This is a genomic window from Lysinibacillus halotolerans, from assembly GCF_003711845.1.
GTDB lineage: Bacteria > Bacillota > Bacilli > Bacillales_A > Planococcaceae > Ureibacillus > Ureibacillus halotolerans.
In genome coordinates this window covers 33,295-47,529 of record NZ_RHLQ01000018.1, presented here as the reverse complement: position 1 = coordinate 47,529, position 14,235 = coordinate 33,295, and the positions used below count along the sequence as shown (strand labels likewise).

15 protein-coding genes, 2 pseudogenes and 2 riboswitches are annotated in these 14,235 nt (G+C 34.6%); of the genes and pseudogenes, 3 read left to right on the top strand and 14 right to left on the bottom strand.

The features are described 5' to 3' along the window. Positions 1-62: 62 nt before the first annotated feature. From EC501_RS09000 to mutY, 4 genes are all read right to left on the bottom strand, one after another. Positions 63-1,808, bottom strand: coding sequence for an ABC transporter ATP-binding protein (locus tag EC501_RS09000; RefSeq protein WP_122971951.1), 1,746 nt, complete (start codon positions 1,806-1,808; stop codon positions 63-65). Between the two features lie 150 nt (positions 1,809-1,958). Next, a complete protein-coding gene (gene ntdP / locus EC501_RS08995) occupies positions 1,959-2,507 on the bottom strand; it encodes a nucleoside tri-diphosphate phosphatase (protein ID WP_122971950.1) in 549 nt (182 codons plus the stop codon). A gap of 358 nt (positions 2,508-2,865) precedes the next feature. Further along, positions 2,866-3,048: a hypothetical protein gene (locus EC501_RS08990; protein ID WP_122971949.1), complete on the bottom strand. Its 183-nt coding sequence runs from the start codon at positions 3,046-3,048 to the stop codon at positions 2,866-2,868. Between the two features lie 70 nt (positions 3,049-3,118). Then, on the bottom strand, positions 3,119-4,171 hold the full coding sequence (gene mutY / locus EC501_RS08985) for an A/G-specific adenine glycosylase (RefSeq protein ID WP_122971948.1): 1,053 nt from the start codon (positions 4,169-4,171) through the stop codon (positions 3,119-3,121). Positions 4,172-4,292: 121 nt separating this feature from the next. On the opposite strand from mutY, the gene EC501_RS08980 reads away from it, so the two are divergent. Further along, on the top strand, positions 4,293-5,279 hold the full coding sequence (locus EC501_RS08980) for a metal-dependent hydrolase (protein WP_122971947.1): 987 nt from the start codon (positions 4,293-4,295) through the stop codon (positions 5,277-5,279). A 44-nt stretch (positions 5,280-5,323) separates the two neighbouring features. Here EC501_RS08980 and EC501_RS08975 read toward each other — a convergent pair whose 3' ends face one another. From EC501_RS08975 to recX, 3 genes are read right to left on the bottom strand one after another with little or no spacing between them, the layout of a single operon-like run. Beyond that, on the bottom strand, positions 5,324-5,593 hold the full coding sequence (locus EC501_RS08975; protein WP_122971971.1) for a YfhJ family protein: 270 nt from the start codon (positions 5,591-5,593) through the stop codon (positions 5,324-5,326). Between the two features lie 7 nt (positions 5,594-5,600). Continuing rightward, a complete protein-coding gene (locus tag EC501_RS08970) occupies positions 5,601-5,930 on the bottom strand; it encodes a YfhH family protein (protein ID WP_122971946.1) in 330 nt (109 codons plus the stop codon). Then, a complete protein-coding gene (gene recX, locus EC501_RS08965; RefSeq protein ID WP_122971945.1) occupies positions 5,923-6,732 on the bottom strand; it encodes a recombination regulator RecX in 810 nt (269 codons plus the stop codon). The genes EC501_RS08970 and recX overlap by 8 nt, the downstream gene beginning before the upstream one ends. A gap of 156 nt (positions 6,733-6,888) precedes the next feature. Here recX and pdaA point away from each other — a divergent pair, with 156 nt between their 5' ends. Beyond that, a complete protein-coding gene (gene pdaA / locus EC501_RS08960) occupies positions 6,889-7,680 on the top strand; it encodes a delta-lactam-biosynthetic de-N-acetylase (protein ID WP_122971944.1) in 792 nt (263 codons plus the stop codon). Between the two features lie 68 nt (positions 7,681-7,748). On the opposite strand, the gene ribH is transcribed toward pdaA, so the two are convergent. The 3 genes and pseudogenes from ribH to ribE all read right to left on the bottom strand — a co-directional run bounded on the left by ribH (position 7,749) and on the right by ribE (position 9,532). Next, positions 7,749-8,216, bottom strand: a complete 468-nt coding sequence (ribH, locus tag EC501_RS08955) for a 6,7-dimethyl-8-ribityllumazine synthase (RefSeq protein ID WP_122971943.1) — start codon at positions 8,214-8,216, stop codon at positions 7,749-7,751. Between the two features lie 63 nt (positions 8,217-8,279). Further along, positions 8,280-8,870: pseudogene (ribB, locus tag EC501_RS08950) on the bottom strand (3,4-dihydroxy-2-butanone-4-phosphate synthase); the annotation flags it as partial. Positions 8,871-8,893: 23 nt separating this feature from the next. Beyond that, a complete protein-coding gene (gene ribE, locus EC501_RS08945) occupies positions 8,894-9,532 on the bottom strand; it encodes a riboflavin synthase (protein WP_122971941.1) in 639 nt (212 codons plus the stop codon). Positions 9,533-9,655: 123 nt separating this feature from the next. After that, a riboswitch (FMN riboswitch) is annotated at positions 9,656-9,789 on the bottom strand. Between the two features lie 143 nt (positions 9,790-9,932). Further along, positions 9,933-10,066: riboswitch (FMN riboswitch) on the bottom strand. 194 nt (positions 10,067-10,260) lie between these two features. Here ribE and rlmD point away from each other — a divergent pair. Further along, on the top strand, positions 10,261-11,619 hold the full coding sequence (gene rlmD / locus EC501_RS08940; RefSeq protein WP_122971970.1) for a 23S rRNA (uracil(1939)-C(5))-methyltransferase RlmD: 1,359 nt from the start codon (positions 10,261-10,263) through the stop codon (positions 11,617-11,619). A gap of 10 nt (positions 11,620-11,629) precedes the next feature. Here the strand turns inward: rlmD and EC501_RS18810 are convergent. The 4 genes and pseudogenes from EC501_RS18810 to EC501_RS08920 form a co-directional block, all read right to left on the bottom strand. Further along, positions 11,630-11,692, bottom strand: a pseudogene (locus EC501_RS18810) (IS200/IS605 family transposase); the annotation flags it as partial. Between the two features lie 197 nt (positions 11,693-11,889). Further along, positions 11,890-12,681, bottom strand: coding sequence for a CPBP family intramembrane glutamic endopeptidase (locus tag EC501_RS08930; protein WP_122971940.1), 792 nt, complete (start codon positions 12,679-12,681; stop codon positions 11,890-11,892). An 11-nt stretch (positions 12,682-12,692) separates the two neighbouring features. After that, on the bottom strand, positions 12,693-13,793 hold the full coding sequence (locus tag EC501_RS08925) for a DUF1648 domain-containing protein (RefSeq protein WP_122971939.1): 1,101 nt from the start codon (positions 13,791-13,793) through the stop codon (positions 12,693-12,695). Positions 13,794-13,806: 13 nt separating this feature from the next. Next, positions 13,807-14,184: a GntR family transcriptional regulator gene (locus tag EC501_RS08920; RefSeq protein WP_122971938.1), complete on the bottom strand. Its 378-nt coding sequence runs from the start codon at positions 14,182-14,184 to the stop codon at positions 13,807-13,809. Between the last annotated feature and the right edge of the window lie 51 nt (positions 14,185-14,235).

The following is a 14,235-nucleotide window of genomic DNA, read 5'->3' as shown; positions in this document are numbered from 1 at the left end:
ATAAAAAATACCTAACTAGTCGAACGTTGACTTGTTAGGCATTTTCTTGTCGTATTATTTTTTTAGTCTAATTTTTGAATTTGGAATAAATCATAGTAAACACCTTGTTTTTCCATAAGCGATTCATGGTTACCTTCCTCTACTAATTCACCATGATCAATAACGAAAATTTTATCCGCATGGGTAATTGTTGATAATCTATGGGCAATAATGATAGTCGTTCGATCACTTGCCAATCGATCTAAGGAATCTTGAATTAATGCTTCACTTTCTAAATCCAAGGCAGAAGTCGCTTCATCCAATACTAAAATTGGCGGATTTTTTAGGAATACACGGGCAATCGCAACACGTTGTTTCTGACCCCCGGACAGTTTCACACCGCGCTCTCCTACTTTTGTTTCGTACCCTTCAGGTAATGTCATAATAAAATCATGGGCATTGGCTGCTTTAGCAGCTGCAATCACTTCTTCATCCGTAGCATCCGGTCGACCCATTAAAATATTTTGTTTTACCGAATCGCTAAATAATATATTATCTTGCAATACAATTCCAATTTGGGAACGTAACGACTGAATGGATACATCTTTCACGTTCATCCCATCGATTTTAACTGCCCCATTTGTTACATCGTAAAAGCGAGGAATTAAACTTACAATCGTTGATTTTCCGCCTCCACTCATCCCAACAAAGGCAGCGGTTTCTCCAGGTTTAATATCAAATTGAACATTTTTCAATATCATTTGTCCGTCTTGTTCATATTGGAAATTTACATTTTCAAAGGAAACTTGTCCCTTTACAGGAGCAAGATGACGAGCATTTTCTTTATCTTGAACATCGTATTCTTCATCCATTAGTTCAAACATTCGATCCATTGAAGCAATAGATTGGGTTAAAGTTGTAGATGAATTAACTAGACGTCTTAATGGACTATACAATCGTTCAATATAAGCGTAAAACGCAGCCATTGTTCCGACGGATAGATCACCTTGAATTACTCGATAACCGGCATACGCAATCACTAATAATGGGGCGATATCGGTAATAGTATTTACGACTGCAAAGGATTTTGCATTCCATTTTGTATGATCTAGGGCACGGTCTAAAAACTCTCCATTTTCATTATCGAAAATTTTCTGTTCATGCTTCTCCAACGTGAAACTTTTAATAATACTAATTCCGCTTACTCTTTCATGTAAATAACTTTGGACATGGGCTAACGCTTGGGATCGTTTACGTGTTAAATCCCTAAGTTTTCCGAAAAAGTATTTTACACTAATGGCGAATAGCGGTAATGCAATGATTGAAACAAATGTTAGTTTTACATCCATCGCAAGCATTATCCCAATTGCAATGAGGATCGTTGCAACATCAAGCCATAAATTCATTAAGCCAATCATAATAAAGTTTTTCGTCTGTTCTACATCGTTAATAACCCGGGATATTACTTCGCCCGCTCGAGTATTAGCGTAATATTTTAAACTCAATTTCTGTAAATGGCCAAATAATTCTTGTCGTATATCGAACAATACTTTGTTCCCAACATGTTGGGCAAAATATTGACGGTAGTATTCAATAGGTGGACGAATAATAAAGAATAAAATGACAGTACCACCTAACCAATAACTTAGTTGCTCAATTTTTTCCCCATTTGTTAAATCTGGTGCATTAATAATATTGTCTATTACAATTTTGATTAAAATCGGAATGAACAACGGAATGGCAAATTTTAATATACCAATAATAATGGTTAATAATATTTCCCATCTATAAGGTTTGACAAATTTCATATATCGTTTAATACTACCCAATTTCCATTCACTTCCCTTTATCAACAAACAAACTTAAATCGTCCTAATTAAAAGTTGTCCCATTTTGGACACACGAATAACACTATACTCTAATTTACCAGTAAATACATAAAAAAAGCCTACTGATTCTCCTAGTAGACTTTTCCACTATTATTTTTCATTTGATTGCATTTCTTTATTAAATAAATATCGATTCGTCCAAACTTCAATAAAATCTGGCGCAAAGGGACCTCTTTTTTGTTTTATCCAGCTGATTAATTTATTCACATTTCGTTTTAAAATTTTATCAATCACTTCTGGATAGCCCATTTCCTTCTTGTGCTGCTCGTATTCATCTTCGTCTAAAAGTGTATATGACATATCTGGGAAAACTTTAATATCTAGATCATAGTCGATATATTTTATAGCATTATTATCAAAAACATAAGGAGAACTCATATTGCAATAATAATACACACCATCTTCACGCAACATACAAATAATATTAAACCAATGTTCTGCGTGAAAATAACAAATAGAGGGCTCGCGTGTTAGCCATGTTCGTCCATCCGATTCAGTAACAAGTGTACGCTCATTGGCTCCAATAAAGATATTTTTCGTTCCTTTTAAAACCATCGTTTCTTGCCAGACACGGTGGATGCGACCATTGTGTTTATAACTATGTATTTGAATCGTTTCTCCTTCTGTAGGTATTGTCATTTAAAGCCCACCTTTTCGTCTATGTATCAATTTCCTCATGTTGAAAAATGTCCAGGATTTGATATGACCTTAAACGGTATCGATTAATCATTTCAAACTCTGTGAATAAAATCCATCTTATTCAGCGGGTTTCTATACACCCGCTAAATGAAGAAAAATCAACATCTAGCAGTTATTTCTTTATATTATAACAATGGAAATAAAAAACTTGTAGTTAGAAGAACATATTTTTTAATGAATTTGGTAAAAATTAGATTAGAACATCCTTTTATCCTTTATATAAAATTAAGGTATAGACAAATAAATTTGTCTATACCTTAACGTGAATTGTCTTATTCACAATTGTAAAGCAATTTAATTAAAATTCGTTGTTGTTATTTTTATTATTGTTATTATTGTTGTTATTGCGTTGGTTGTTTTGTTGATTTTGTTTTTGGTTTTGTTGACGTGCTTGTTGGAAGTCTTGATCAACACCAAATTCTTCATTATTGTTGAAGTTGTTGTTATTATTGTTGTTATTGTTGTTGTTTTTCTTCGCCATCTCAAACTCACCTCCGTAATAATTATTGTGGACTGATGTTATTGAGATTATGCGAAAGTTAAAAAATAAGTCAATTCAGAATATTCAAAATTTTCAACATTGGTACTGACATTGGTAATTCCCTAATTTTTCCTATAGGTAAAAAATGGGCATTGGCCGGTAATTGATTCAATTGTTGAACTTGTACAAGGTAGCATTCCATCTCCCAAGTTAAATGGGAAAAGATATGTTTAAATTTCATGAAATCATTATTTAAGTAATTTTCAATTTGAACATTATACTGTTTTTCAAAAGCGTCTTTTGTAGTTTCTTTCGTCATTTCTATCATTGGAAATTGCCACATATTAGCTAACAACCCCTCATTTGGTCGCTTTTCAATTAAATAATTCCCTTGTTTATCGACAGCTACATATATATTATATATTACTTTTTTCGTTTTTATTTTTTTTGATTTTATTGGCAATTGTTCTGTATCACCTTCTTGGAACGCAATACAATAATCACGTACAGGACAAAGCAAGCATTTCGGAGAAGTTGGAGTACAAATCATAGCTCCTAAATCCATTATGGCTTGATTAAAATCACCAGGGTAATCTTTATCGATTAACATATCGACTGCTTCTTCAAAAACTTTTCTCGTTTTGGGTAGGGCGATATCTTCTTCAATATGTAATACGCGGCTTAAAACACGCATAACATTTCCATCCACTGCATGCTCTGGTTTATTATAGGCAATACTTAAAATAGCGCCAGCAGTGTATGGTCCAATACCTTTTAATTTTGAAAGATCATGGCGATTGTCCGGTACAACGGCGTTATATTTCTCGACCACTTCTTTAACGCCCGCCTGTAAATTTCTAGCTCTTGAATAATATCCTAACCCTTCCCACATTTTTAACAGTTCTTCTTGCGGAGCATAGGCAAGGGACTGCATCGTAGGATATTTTTCTAAAAAACGATTATAATACGGGATGACCGTGTCTACCCTTGTTTGTTGAAGCATAATTTCGGAGACCCAAATTTTATAAGGGTCCGATGTTCGCCTCCACGGCAAATCTCTTTTTTCTCTATTAAACCAATCGACTAAATGATGGCGAAATTCATTTTTATATTGATAATTCACGATAACCTCCGACGAATTTCGATTTTAAATTTTATAATTAGGGTATAATACTTCTATTAAGATTCATGAAAATAACCGTCAAGTATATAAGAAATGTGTCCATAAACAGGGAGTTGATACTTTGGATTCAGGCACACATTTAGTAATGGGCGTTGCATTAGGCGGCTTAGCTTTAGCAGATCCTGTTGTAGCCGAAAATAATTTAACATTTGTTGCTGTTATGGCTGGTACCGTTATTGGCTCACAAGCACCAGATGTGGATACTATATTAAAACTTCGAAATAATGCGATTTACATCCGACATCATCGTGGCATTACCCATTCGATCCCAGCAGTCCTTTTATGGCCCATTGCCATTACAGCTGTATTATCTTTTATATTTCAAGACGCCAATATATTTCATTTATGGCTTTGGACTTTCCTAGCTGTTTTTTTACATGTTTTTGTTGATATATTTAATGCCTACGGTACGCAAGCCCTTCGTCCTTTTTCAAAGAAATGGGTTGCACTTGGTGTTATTAATACCTTTGATCCGATTATTTTCGGATTACATTGCATCGGCATTATGTTATGGGCTTTTTGGTTCGACCCTGTCATAACATTCACTGTCATGTATACGATTATTTTTGTTTACTATATTATACGTTTCGTTTTACAAGCAGCTGTAAAGAAGGCCGTTCATGATGCTATTCCCGATGAAGATTATGTCATTGTCGCACCAACAATGCGTTTTTTAAATTGGCGAGTAGCTGCAAAATCAAAAACCCATTATTATGTTGGCCGCGCTTACGGTAAAAAAATAAACATTTATGATAAATTTGAAATCCATCCACTTCCGAAAACACCAATTGTAAATAAAGCTATTGAAGATTCGAATTTAGCTGCATTTATTTCTTTCTCTCCCTTATATCGTTGGGAAATTTCAGAACTAGAATGCGGCTTAACGGAAGTTCGTTTAATCGATTTACGTTATCGAAGTAATGACCGCTATCCCTTTGTAGCTGTTGCCCATGTGGATGAGGAGTTGAACATTGTCAATTCCTATACGGGTTGGATTTATTCTGAAGATAAACTACAACGCAAACTACAAATTGGTTCGAGTAATTAAATAGCGAGGAGTTGTCCAACCTATTAGGACAACTCCTCTATTATTTAATGAAGATTTTCATCACTTTCATCTAATAGATGGGCATACTTTGGATTTCTACCCGCAAACTCATGAATTTTATCTCCGTAACTTTCAATCCATTGTTGGACTATCTTTTCTGTATATTCCATTCCACGGTAATCATATCCCGCTTTTGCATAAGTCGATTCAAAATCAGACCAGAGTAGTTCAATCCATGTTTTTGCTTTATTAACGGATAAATTAGGATTTTTACTTACTAAAATTTGTGTTAATTTATCTATTGATTGATTCACATTCATATTACTTCCCTACTTTCATTGGTAAAAGAATAGAAATCGGCAATGCTTCTTCATAACGATCTCCACCTAAACGATAACCCCAAGCAAATCGTCCTTTTAAATATTCTACTTTAAAAAATTCCCCTGGAGCACCGTCTATACGATACATTTCTCCTGGTACAATTGTTTTCGGGTCAATTAAATAAGCAGCAGCCATCGTTGCTTTTCGCTCATATACAGCATACTCATTTACAATCCCAAGCTGTTCAGCTTTTCTAGCCTTTTCCTTTAAGTTGGCAATTTCTTCTCTTAATTCTTGTTCCGTCATTTCCGCATAATTTTTTTCAGCCATTTGCTTCCTGCTCCTTTTCATCTAAATAACGATCGATTACTTCTATTGGAAAGCCTTTCTGGTATAAGGCTTGTTTTGTTTTCATTCGCAATTCATTACCTGTTAACTTGGCAGCATACTTCTTCCACAGTTTATCCCCTTGTAGTTCAATCAAATGTTGCCAATCATCATCTTCTCTCTCTAAACGAATTTGGTCAAGTATTTCGTTTACAACTGAAAAGGAATAACCTTTCCGCATTAAAAGATCTTGTACCTTTTGTTTTATTTGCATCGGTGTCTTTTTACTATTTGCCCGCACTGTTTTTTCTGCCAGCTCCATCGCAATATTCACTTGTTCTTCATAAGTAAAAGATTCAAGTACTTTGCTTTGAGTATCTTTATCGATTCCCTTTTTCATCAAATCTTGTTTAATCGCTCTCGGCCCTTTTTTGGCTGTTTTCTTTTTTGTTTCTAATAAAGCTTTCGAATAAGTTTCATCATTTAAAAAACCAAGTTTCTCCAACTTCCGAATGGCCTCTAACACGACAGCTTCTCCAAAGCCTGCATCTAACAATTTCTTTTTCACTTCAAATTCACTGCGCATTTGATAACTTAAAAAATTTAACCCACGATTAAACGCTTTTGCGATTTCATCTTCATATGTAATTTCATCGATATCAAATTGTTCGAGTATTTTTCCCTTTGTTAAACCAAACTTAATAAGGGTCGATTCATCAACAGCAAAGGCATAACTTTCATTTAAATAAATATTATATCGTTCTGGATTGTTTTTCTGTCTGCTTATTTTCGATATGACTTGCATACAAACACTCCTTCTAAGCATTAGTATACATTTTTTTTAAGTTCGTTTCATTGCCGTTCATTTGTTAAATCATTTCCTTCTAGGATAAGCGAATATTCATTGGCATAAAGGAACAGTTTTCGCACAATATAAGCAAAAAGGAGGCTAAAATTTTTTATGTGGAAACATCCCATTTTTCGTTTAACATTATGGGCAATCGCATTTTTCTTTGCCTTTAGTTTTATTAAACCAGATATTGCTAACGCAAACTCCTATCACTGGGGCTTTAGTAAATCAAAAGATGGAAAGCCGGCAGATGCGGGGGCAAAATTTGAAAGCATGTTAAAAGAGTATGGCGCATTTTATCGAGGAGACCCAAACAAAAAGGTTATTTATTTAACCTTTGATAACGGCTTTGAAAACGGATATACAGAAAGTATTTTGGATACTTTAAAGGAAGAAAATGTTCCAGCAACCTTTTTCTTAACGGGGCACTATTTAACAAGTGCAACGGATTTAGTAAAAAGAATGATTAAAGAAGGTCATATTATCGGGAATCATTCCTATGGACACCCAGATATGTCTAAGTTATCCGACGAAGAACTTGTAAAAGAATGGAAAAAATTCGATTCAAAATTAAATGAAGTTGCCGGAATTAAACGTACCCATTATGTACGTCCACCAAAAGGTATATTTAACGAAAGAGTTTTAGAAGTTGGAAATAAACACGGTTATACCCACATGTTCTGGGATACAGCATTTGTAGACTGGCATGCTGATTCCAATGTAGGGTGGGAATATGCTTACGATGAACTAATGAACCAATTGCACCCAGGCGCATTAATTTTATTGCATACTGTGGCAAAACATAATGCCGATGCCCTTCCGAAATTTATAAAAGAAGCGAAAAAACAAGGGTATACTTTTGGTTCCCTTGACGATTTAGTCATGGAATCCGTATTAGAATAATAAAAAGTGCCAACACGAAAAGTAGGCGTGTTGGCACTTATTTTGTTAAAAGCATTGATTTCTATTCATTATTTAAACATTTTTTTCAAGTTGGCCATTTCAATGGCAGAAACAGCAGAATCATAACCTTTGTTGCCCGCTTTTGTACCTGCACGTTCAATTGCTTGTTCGATGTTTTCTGTTGTTACGATCCCGAAAATTACTGGCACATTTGAATTTAATGAAACGCTAGCAATTCCTTTTGCTGCTTCGTTATTAACATAATCATAATGAGTTGTTGCTCCACGTATTACTGTACCTAACCCAATTACCGCATCATAGTTACCTGTTTCAACCATTTGTTTAGCGATAAATGGTACTTCAAACGCTCCTGGTACCCATGCTACATCAATATTTTCTTCATCTACTCCATGTCTTCTTAAACCATCAAGGGCACCATCTAATAATTTTGTTGTAATAAACTCGTTAAAACGTCCTACAACAATCCCTATTTTTAAATCTGTTCCTATTAATTGTGCTTCAAATCGTTTTCCCATTGTTCTATTCTCCTCGTCATAAAATTATTGTCTTAAAATGTGTTATCCAATTTTTTGTTTTGAACGAAATCGAACTAAATCTTCAATCGTAATAATTTTTAATCGATGCATTGTTGCAAAATCCTTCAAGCCGTCAAGGCGTAACATCATTCCATCTTCAGCCATGATTTCACAAATAACACCTGCCGGAACGCTGCCACAAGCTCTTGCCAAATCAATAGCTGCTTCAGTATGTCCTCTTCTTTCGAGCACTCCGTTTCTTTTTGCGATTAACGGAAATACGTGACCCGGACGTCTGAAATGGGCTGGCTTAGCATTTTCTTTAATCATTTGTAAAATCGTAAAGGATCGCTCATACGCACTGATTCCAGTTGTCGTTTCCATATGATCGATACTTACTGTAAAAGCTGTTTGATGATTATCCGTATTATGTTCAACCATCGGAAATAATTCTAGTTTATTGGCCAGTTCTTCCGTAATCGGTGTACAAATTAAACCTCGACCAAATGTCGCCATAAAATTAATATTTTCCGGTGTGGCAAATTCAGCTAGAATGACTAAATCTCCTTCGTTTTCACGATTTTCATCGTCCACAACAATAATCGGCTTTCCTTTTTTTAAGTCTTCTAAAGCTTCTTCTATTGTATTGATCATTTTCTCCACCACCGTTTTTATAGTTAAAATCCGTTTTGTTTTAAAAATTCCATTGATATATTTGACGTATTATCCGTTTTTCTTAAATGATATAAAACGTATTTCCCTAACATATCTGTTTCGATATTTACTTTATCTCCTACACTTTTCATGCCTAAAATCGTTTCTGCATACGTGTGAGGAATAAGGGATACTGTAACAGTATTACTGGATACTTGAAATAGCGTTAAGCTTGTCCCATCAATTGTAATAGAACCTTTAGGTATACAATTTTCAATAAGTTCTCTAGGTATTTCAATTTCAATGTAAACTGCGTTTGAAACCGGTCTTTTACTTCTAATCGTTCCTACACCATCTACATGTCCTGAAACAATATGACCACCAAATCGGCCATTGGCACTCATTGCCCGTTCTAAATTGACCATATCTCCTAATTTTAACGTATGAATCGTTGTTACCTTTACTGTTTCTGGCATGACATCTACAGTCATTTCTTCACTAGTTAAGTGGGTAATCGTCAGACATACACCATTAACCGCAATGCTATCACCCAATTTAGCATCAGACACAATTTTGGGTGTAACAATGGTCAATTGACTACTGTCGATATCTTTTTTAATCCCAACTACTTTTCCCTTATCTTCAATTATGCCTGTAAACAATCTACTCACCTCTTTCTAAAAATAAAAAACCCCTTAGAAAATGTCCTAAGGAGTTGGGAGTATTTAAAAAAAATGGCGTAACGAAATAAACCTTTTGAAATTAATTTTCAAAAAGTGCCAAAATTCATCCTTCTCCCATCCAGACTATACTGTCGGCTTTGGACTCGCACCAAATCCTGCTCTTAACAAGCTCACGGGCTTAGAAGTTTCGCTTCATCACCGTCGATTGGGAATTTCACCCGACCCCGAAGGATGCTTAAGATATATCTTAAGCTTAACCGTATTCAATTTTAAACTATTAAATAAAAAATCCCGTTCAGAAATGAATCGGGATTGAAAAAGAAAAAATACTATAGCAAATAAACCATTAAAAATAACAATTTTAATGGTACATCTATAATAGTTCCTTCTCCCATCCAGACTATACTGTCGGCTTTGGATTCGCACCAAATCCTGCTTATAACAAGCTCACGGGCTTAGAAGTTTCACTTCATCACCGTCGATTGGGAATTTCACCCGACCCCGAAGGAATAATTTATTTAATTGAAATAAGAATAACACGATTTCAAAATAATTGCTAATAACTTATTTTAAAATAACACTAAACGTATCTCTATAGATTTTTACTTAAAGGAAGAATTTATTCATTTGCTTTCAAATAGTGCTTCGATATAATGGTTAAATGAACAAAATAAAGGACGTGAACGCTTTTGGGCGAAAATGTAGTAATGGAAATTGGTCAAAAATTTCCTTTAACGATTAAAAGATTAGGTATTAATGGTGAAGGGGTCGGCTTTTATAAACGAAATGTAGTATTCGTAAAAGGTGCATTACCTGGAGAAGAAGTAACTGTAAAAGTTTCAAAAGTACAGCGAAATTTTGCTGAAGCGGAAATTTTAAACATCCGTAAAGTATCGAAAGACCGCCAAGAGCCAAGCTGCCCTGTTTACAATGAATGTGGAGGATGTCAGCTGCAACATTTAACATATAGCGGGCAACTTAAAGAAAAACGGGATATGGTCATACAAGCATTAGAAAAGTACGTTAAATCAATTGCTGAAACGACGGATATCCGCCCTACCCTTGGGATGGACACCCCTTGGCATTATCGAAATAAAAGTTCCTTCCAAGTAAGAAAAGAAGGGAAACGGGTTTATGCAGGTTTATATATTGAAGGGACAAATAAATTATTAAATATTAATGATTGTGCTGTTCAACATCCCCTAACGTCCAAAATCACTGTAGGGACTCGAAAAATATTACAAAAGCTAAATATCTCCATTTACGATGGGAAATCGTTGGACGGATTAGTTCGCACAATTGTCGTTCGCACAGCTGTTCAAACAGGCGAAACCCAAGTTTGTTTAGTGACGACACGAAAAGATATACCTCATAAGAAAGAGTTAATCGAGCGCATATTAAAAATCGATCCGAGTATCGTTTCGATTACCCAAAATATAAATCGAGAAAAAACTTCCCTTATTTTTGGAGATGAAACGATTAGTTTATATGGTAAAGAAACGATTCATGAAAATTTAGGAGAACTTGCCTTCGACTTATCGTCCCGCGCTTTCTTTCAACTTAATCCTGAGCAGACGGTTCATTTATATGATGAAATTAAAAAAGCTGCCCAGTTAACTGGAAAGGAAAAAGTAGTAGATGCTTATTGTGGGGTTGGGACAATTGGGTTATGGCTAGCACCTAAAGCAAAGGAAGTCCGCGGTATGGATGTTGTTCCTGAAAGTATTGTTGATGCTAAGAAAAATGCAAGAAATCACGGATATAAACATGTTCGCTATTATACAGGTACAGCAGAGGAATGGTTGGCAAAATGGAAACGGGATGGATTTATCCCTGACGTAATTACTGTCGATCCACCCCGGACTGGTCTTGCACCAAGCTTCATCAAAACCGTATTGAAAATTAAACCGAAACGATTTGTCTATACTTCTTGTAATCCGTCCACCTTTGCTAAAGACTTACAGGAATTAACGAAGTTTTATAACGTGGACTACATTCAACCAGTAGATATGTTTCCTCAAACGGCAAGGGTTGAAATCGTAGCGAAATTAACATTGAAAAAGTAATAATAATAATAATAAAAACTATGTGATACTTCCAATTCCATCTTGTGTGTGATAGACTATTGTCGCTCGACATTGAGTAAAACTCTTCTCGATTTGAATTTGGTTTGACGGCTATTTTCATTATATCAATAGGAGTTTTTATTTCCATTTCTAATACCACTCTAAAAGTATATTTTCACACGTGCAGAGCACGTGGTTTTAAAAGAATTAATTAAAAAAGAGGTGACCTAGTCATCTCTTTTTCCTATTTAAAGACAGTTCATGCAACTATCATGACAATAGTGGAATAAACAACAGCTGTAATGCAATGTGTGTAAACATATGGGCTAACACTGCATACTCGAATCCCTTTTTCCAATAAAGATACCCGAAGAATATACCGCCAATGCCATTTAGCAAGAAACATCTTATAATTAATTCTACTGTTAAATCCCCAAATACCATAACCGTTGCAGGTAAATGGCCAGCTGCAAATAATAATGAAGCAATTACAATAGCAATCCAAAAGAAAGAATTTGATAAGCTTTGCTGATTGCGTCTAAAGAGTTTCATCATAAGCCATACTAATAAGCTCATGAAGAACAACCTTAGCATAATTTCTTCGAACACCCCGCCATAGAAAATTCCCGCAAGTAAACCTATCACTGAAGTTTCAGCTTGCCCTTTACCAATAGCTTCAATATTATGTTGAAAATAAAATTGATCTGCCCCAACTAAAACAAAGGCTGTAATTACGCCAAAGCCCACTGCCATTAAAGTACTTTTCAAATCTATCTTCGTTTTTTCTTTACTGAAATACGAATCGAAAATATTTAACTTAAATCCTACTTTCCTCGCTAGTTTTATCCCGATAAAAGATAAAACAAATGAAAAAATAGCAATTTGCAACGAACTTATCATCGATAAAATATAAATAGGGATTGGGATTGTTTTAATTAACGAATCGTATTGATCCGAAGAAGTATTTTGCAACATTTCTAACTGGTATGGTACTAAAAAGAACCCACCAATTAAGCAGATAAATGCTAATATTAATGAAATTTTTAAATCTACTTTTTTCAAGAAACGGCACCTCACCCTCCCATAACGAAAGAAATGATAATAATAATGATTAACGGTACAAAAACAATTAAGTAACCCACTGGATTAGCAAAGTTGATAGTCCATCCTACTCCAAAACGTTTCTCTACAAAAATGGATGGATCATTTTTATTGAAATAAAACATACCGCCTTTCCAATATTGATCTTCATCTACTTCCATAATCTTCTCATCAATTGTTCCTTCTATCTTCTTATCAGAGCGACCTACTTTTAATGCAAAAATAAGTGAGCCAGCTAATACAATAAATAAGAAAGCAAAAGGTAAAATTATTTTTATACTACCTGCTGCAAATTCAGGATGAATCATTGTTAGTTGATAAAAACTCATTAATATAGTGCAAGCTAACATGACGAAGAACAGAAACCAGCTTGAATATTTTCTTAAAGTTAATTGACGATTTTTAGATGCAGCTAAATTGGATGCACTTAACTTAATACCAGAATTTTTCGTCGCGACATGAACACCTAAGAACATTAATTGCATAATTAATAATAGTAATGTGTGTTGTATTGCTGAAAGAGGCGATTTTTCTGTAAAAGCGTCCGGTTCCCCACTTGGTCCCCAATGGGTCGGTATTTGTTGCGGTAAAATATCATAGTTAAAAATTGTATAACTCATTAAACCTAACGTCGTAATGATGGGTAATAAATAGATATACCACGGTAACATTTCATCTTCTTTTCGCACGGATAAGTCCGTTACTTTCACTTGTTTTAAATGTTCTACCCATTTATGTTGAATTTTTAATTGTTTCGTTTTCCCATGATAGTAAATATATAAAGATAAACTAATGAGAAGAATTCCAAATTCCATTAACATACCGATAATCGCCATTTGTTCTTCCTGTGGTTCAGTAGTTAATGACCAAACTGAATAACCTGTTAGTAACACAATGGATATAAGGGCAACTGCAATAGCATATTGCTTTTTCAACTTTTTAATTGCCCCATCGTTCATATATTGTTCAGGTATTGTCACACCAAAAATAACCGTCTTTTTAACTAAATACGGAATAACGATTTGAGTGACAGCTATAAATAAAGTAATGATAAGAAAAACTAAAAACGCCATGTTATTTCCTCCTTTACCTTTCCTTCATTTCTTCCATAATAGAAAAAATCATATTTTGAATTTCCTCTTTTTTTACTCCTAGCACGAGTGCTTCAGCAATAATAGGTTTTATTACGGAAAGAATTCTTTCGTTCGTTTCATTAGTGACATGTTCACCTGGCGAAATAATCGCACCGGATTTAGGGACAATTTTAATAATCCCTTTCTTTTCTAGCTCATGGTAACTTTTGTTTACCGTATGCATATTAACGCCTAAGTCTGCTGCAAACGCTCGTACGGATGGTAACGATTCACCATATTGAATGTCCCCTCGGGCAATCCCTTCGATTATTTGATTGGTTAATTGTGTATAAATTGGGACATCTGAAGTTGTTTCTATTCGAATGATCACGAATTCCCCTCCAATCTGTTCTATATTTATTATAACAGAACTGTTCTATAA

Coding starts and splice junctions, on each gene's coding strand:
- ntdP (WP_122971950.1), bottom strand. CDS start 2,507: ATGACAATACCTACAGAAGGAGAAACGATTCAAATACATAGTTATAAA.
- EC501_RS08990 (WP_122971949.1), bottom strand. CDS start 3,048: ATGGCGAAGAAAAACAACAACAATAACAACAATAATAACAACAACTTC.
- EC501_RS08970 (WP_122971946.1), bottom strand. CDS start 5,930: ATGGCTGAAAAAAATTATGCGGAAATGACGGAACAAGAATTAAGAGAA.
- recX (WP_122971945.1), bottom strand. CDS start 6,732: ATGCAAGTCATATCGAAAATAAGCAGACAGAAAAACAATCCAGAACGA.
- pdaA (WP_122971944.1), top strand. CDS start 6,889: ATGTGGAAACATCCCATTTTTCGTTTAACATTATGGGCAATCGCATTT.
- ribH (WP_122971943.1), bottom strand. CDS start 8,216: ATGGGAAAACGATTTGAAGCACAATTAATAGGAACAGATTTAAAAATA.
- rlmD (WP_122971970.1), top strand. CDS start 10,261: ATGGAAATTGGTCAAAAATTTCCTTTAACGATTAAAAGATTAGGTATT.
- EC501_RS08925 (WP_122971939.1), bottom strand. CDS start 13,793: ATGGCGTTTTTAGTTTTTCTTATCATTACTTTATTTATAGCTGTCACT.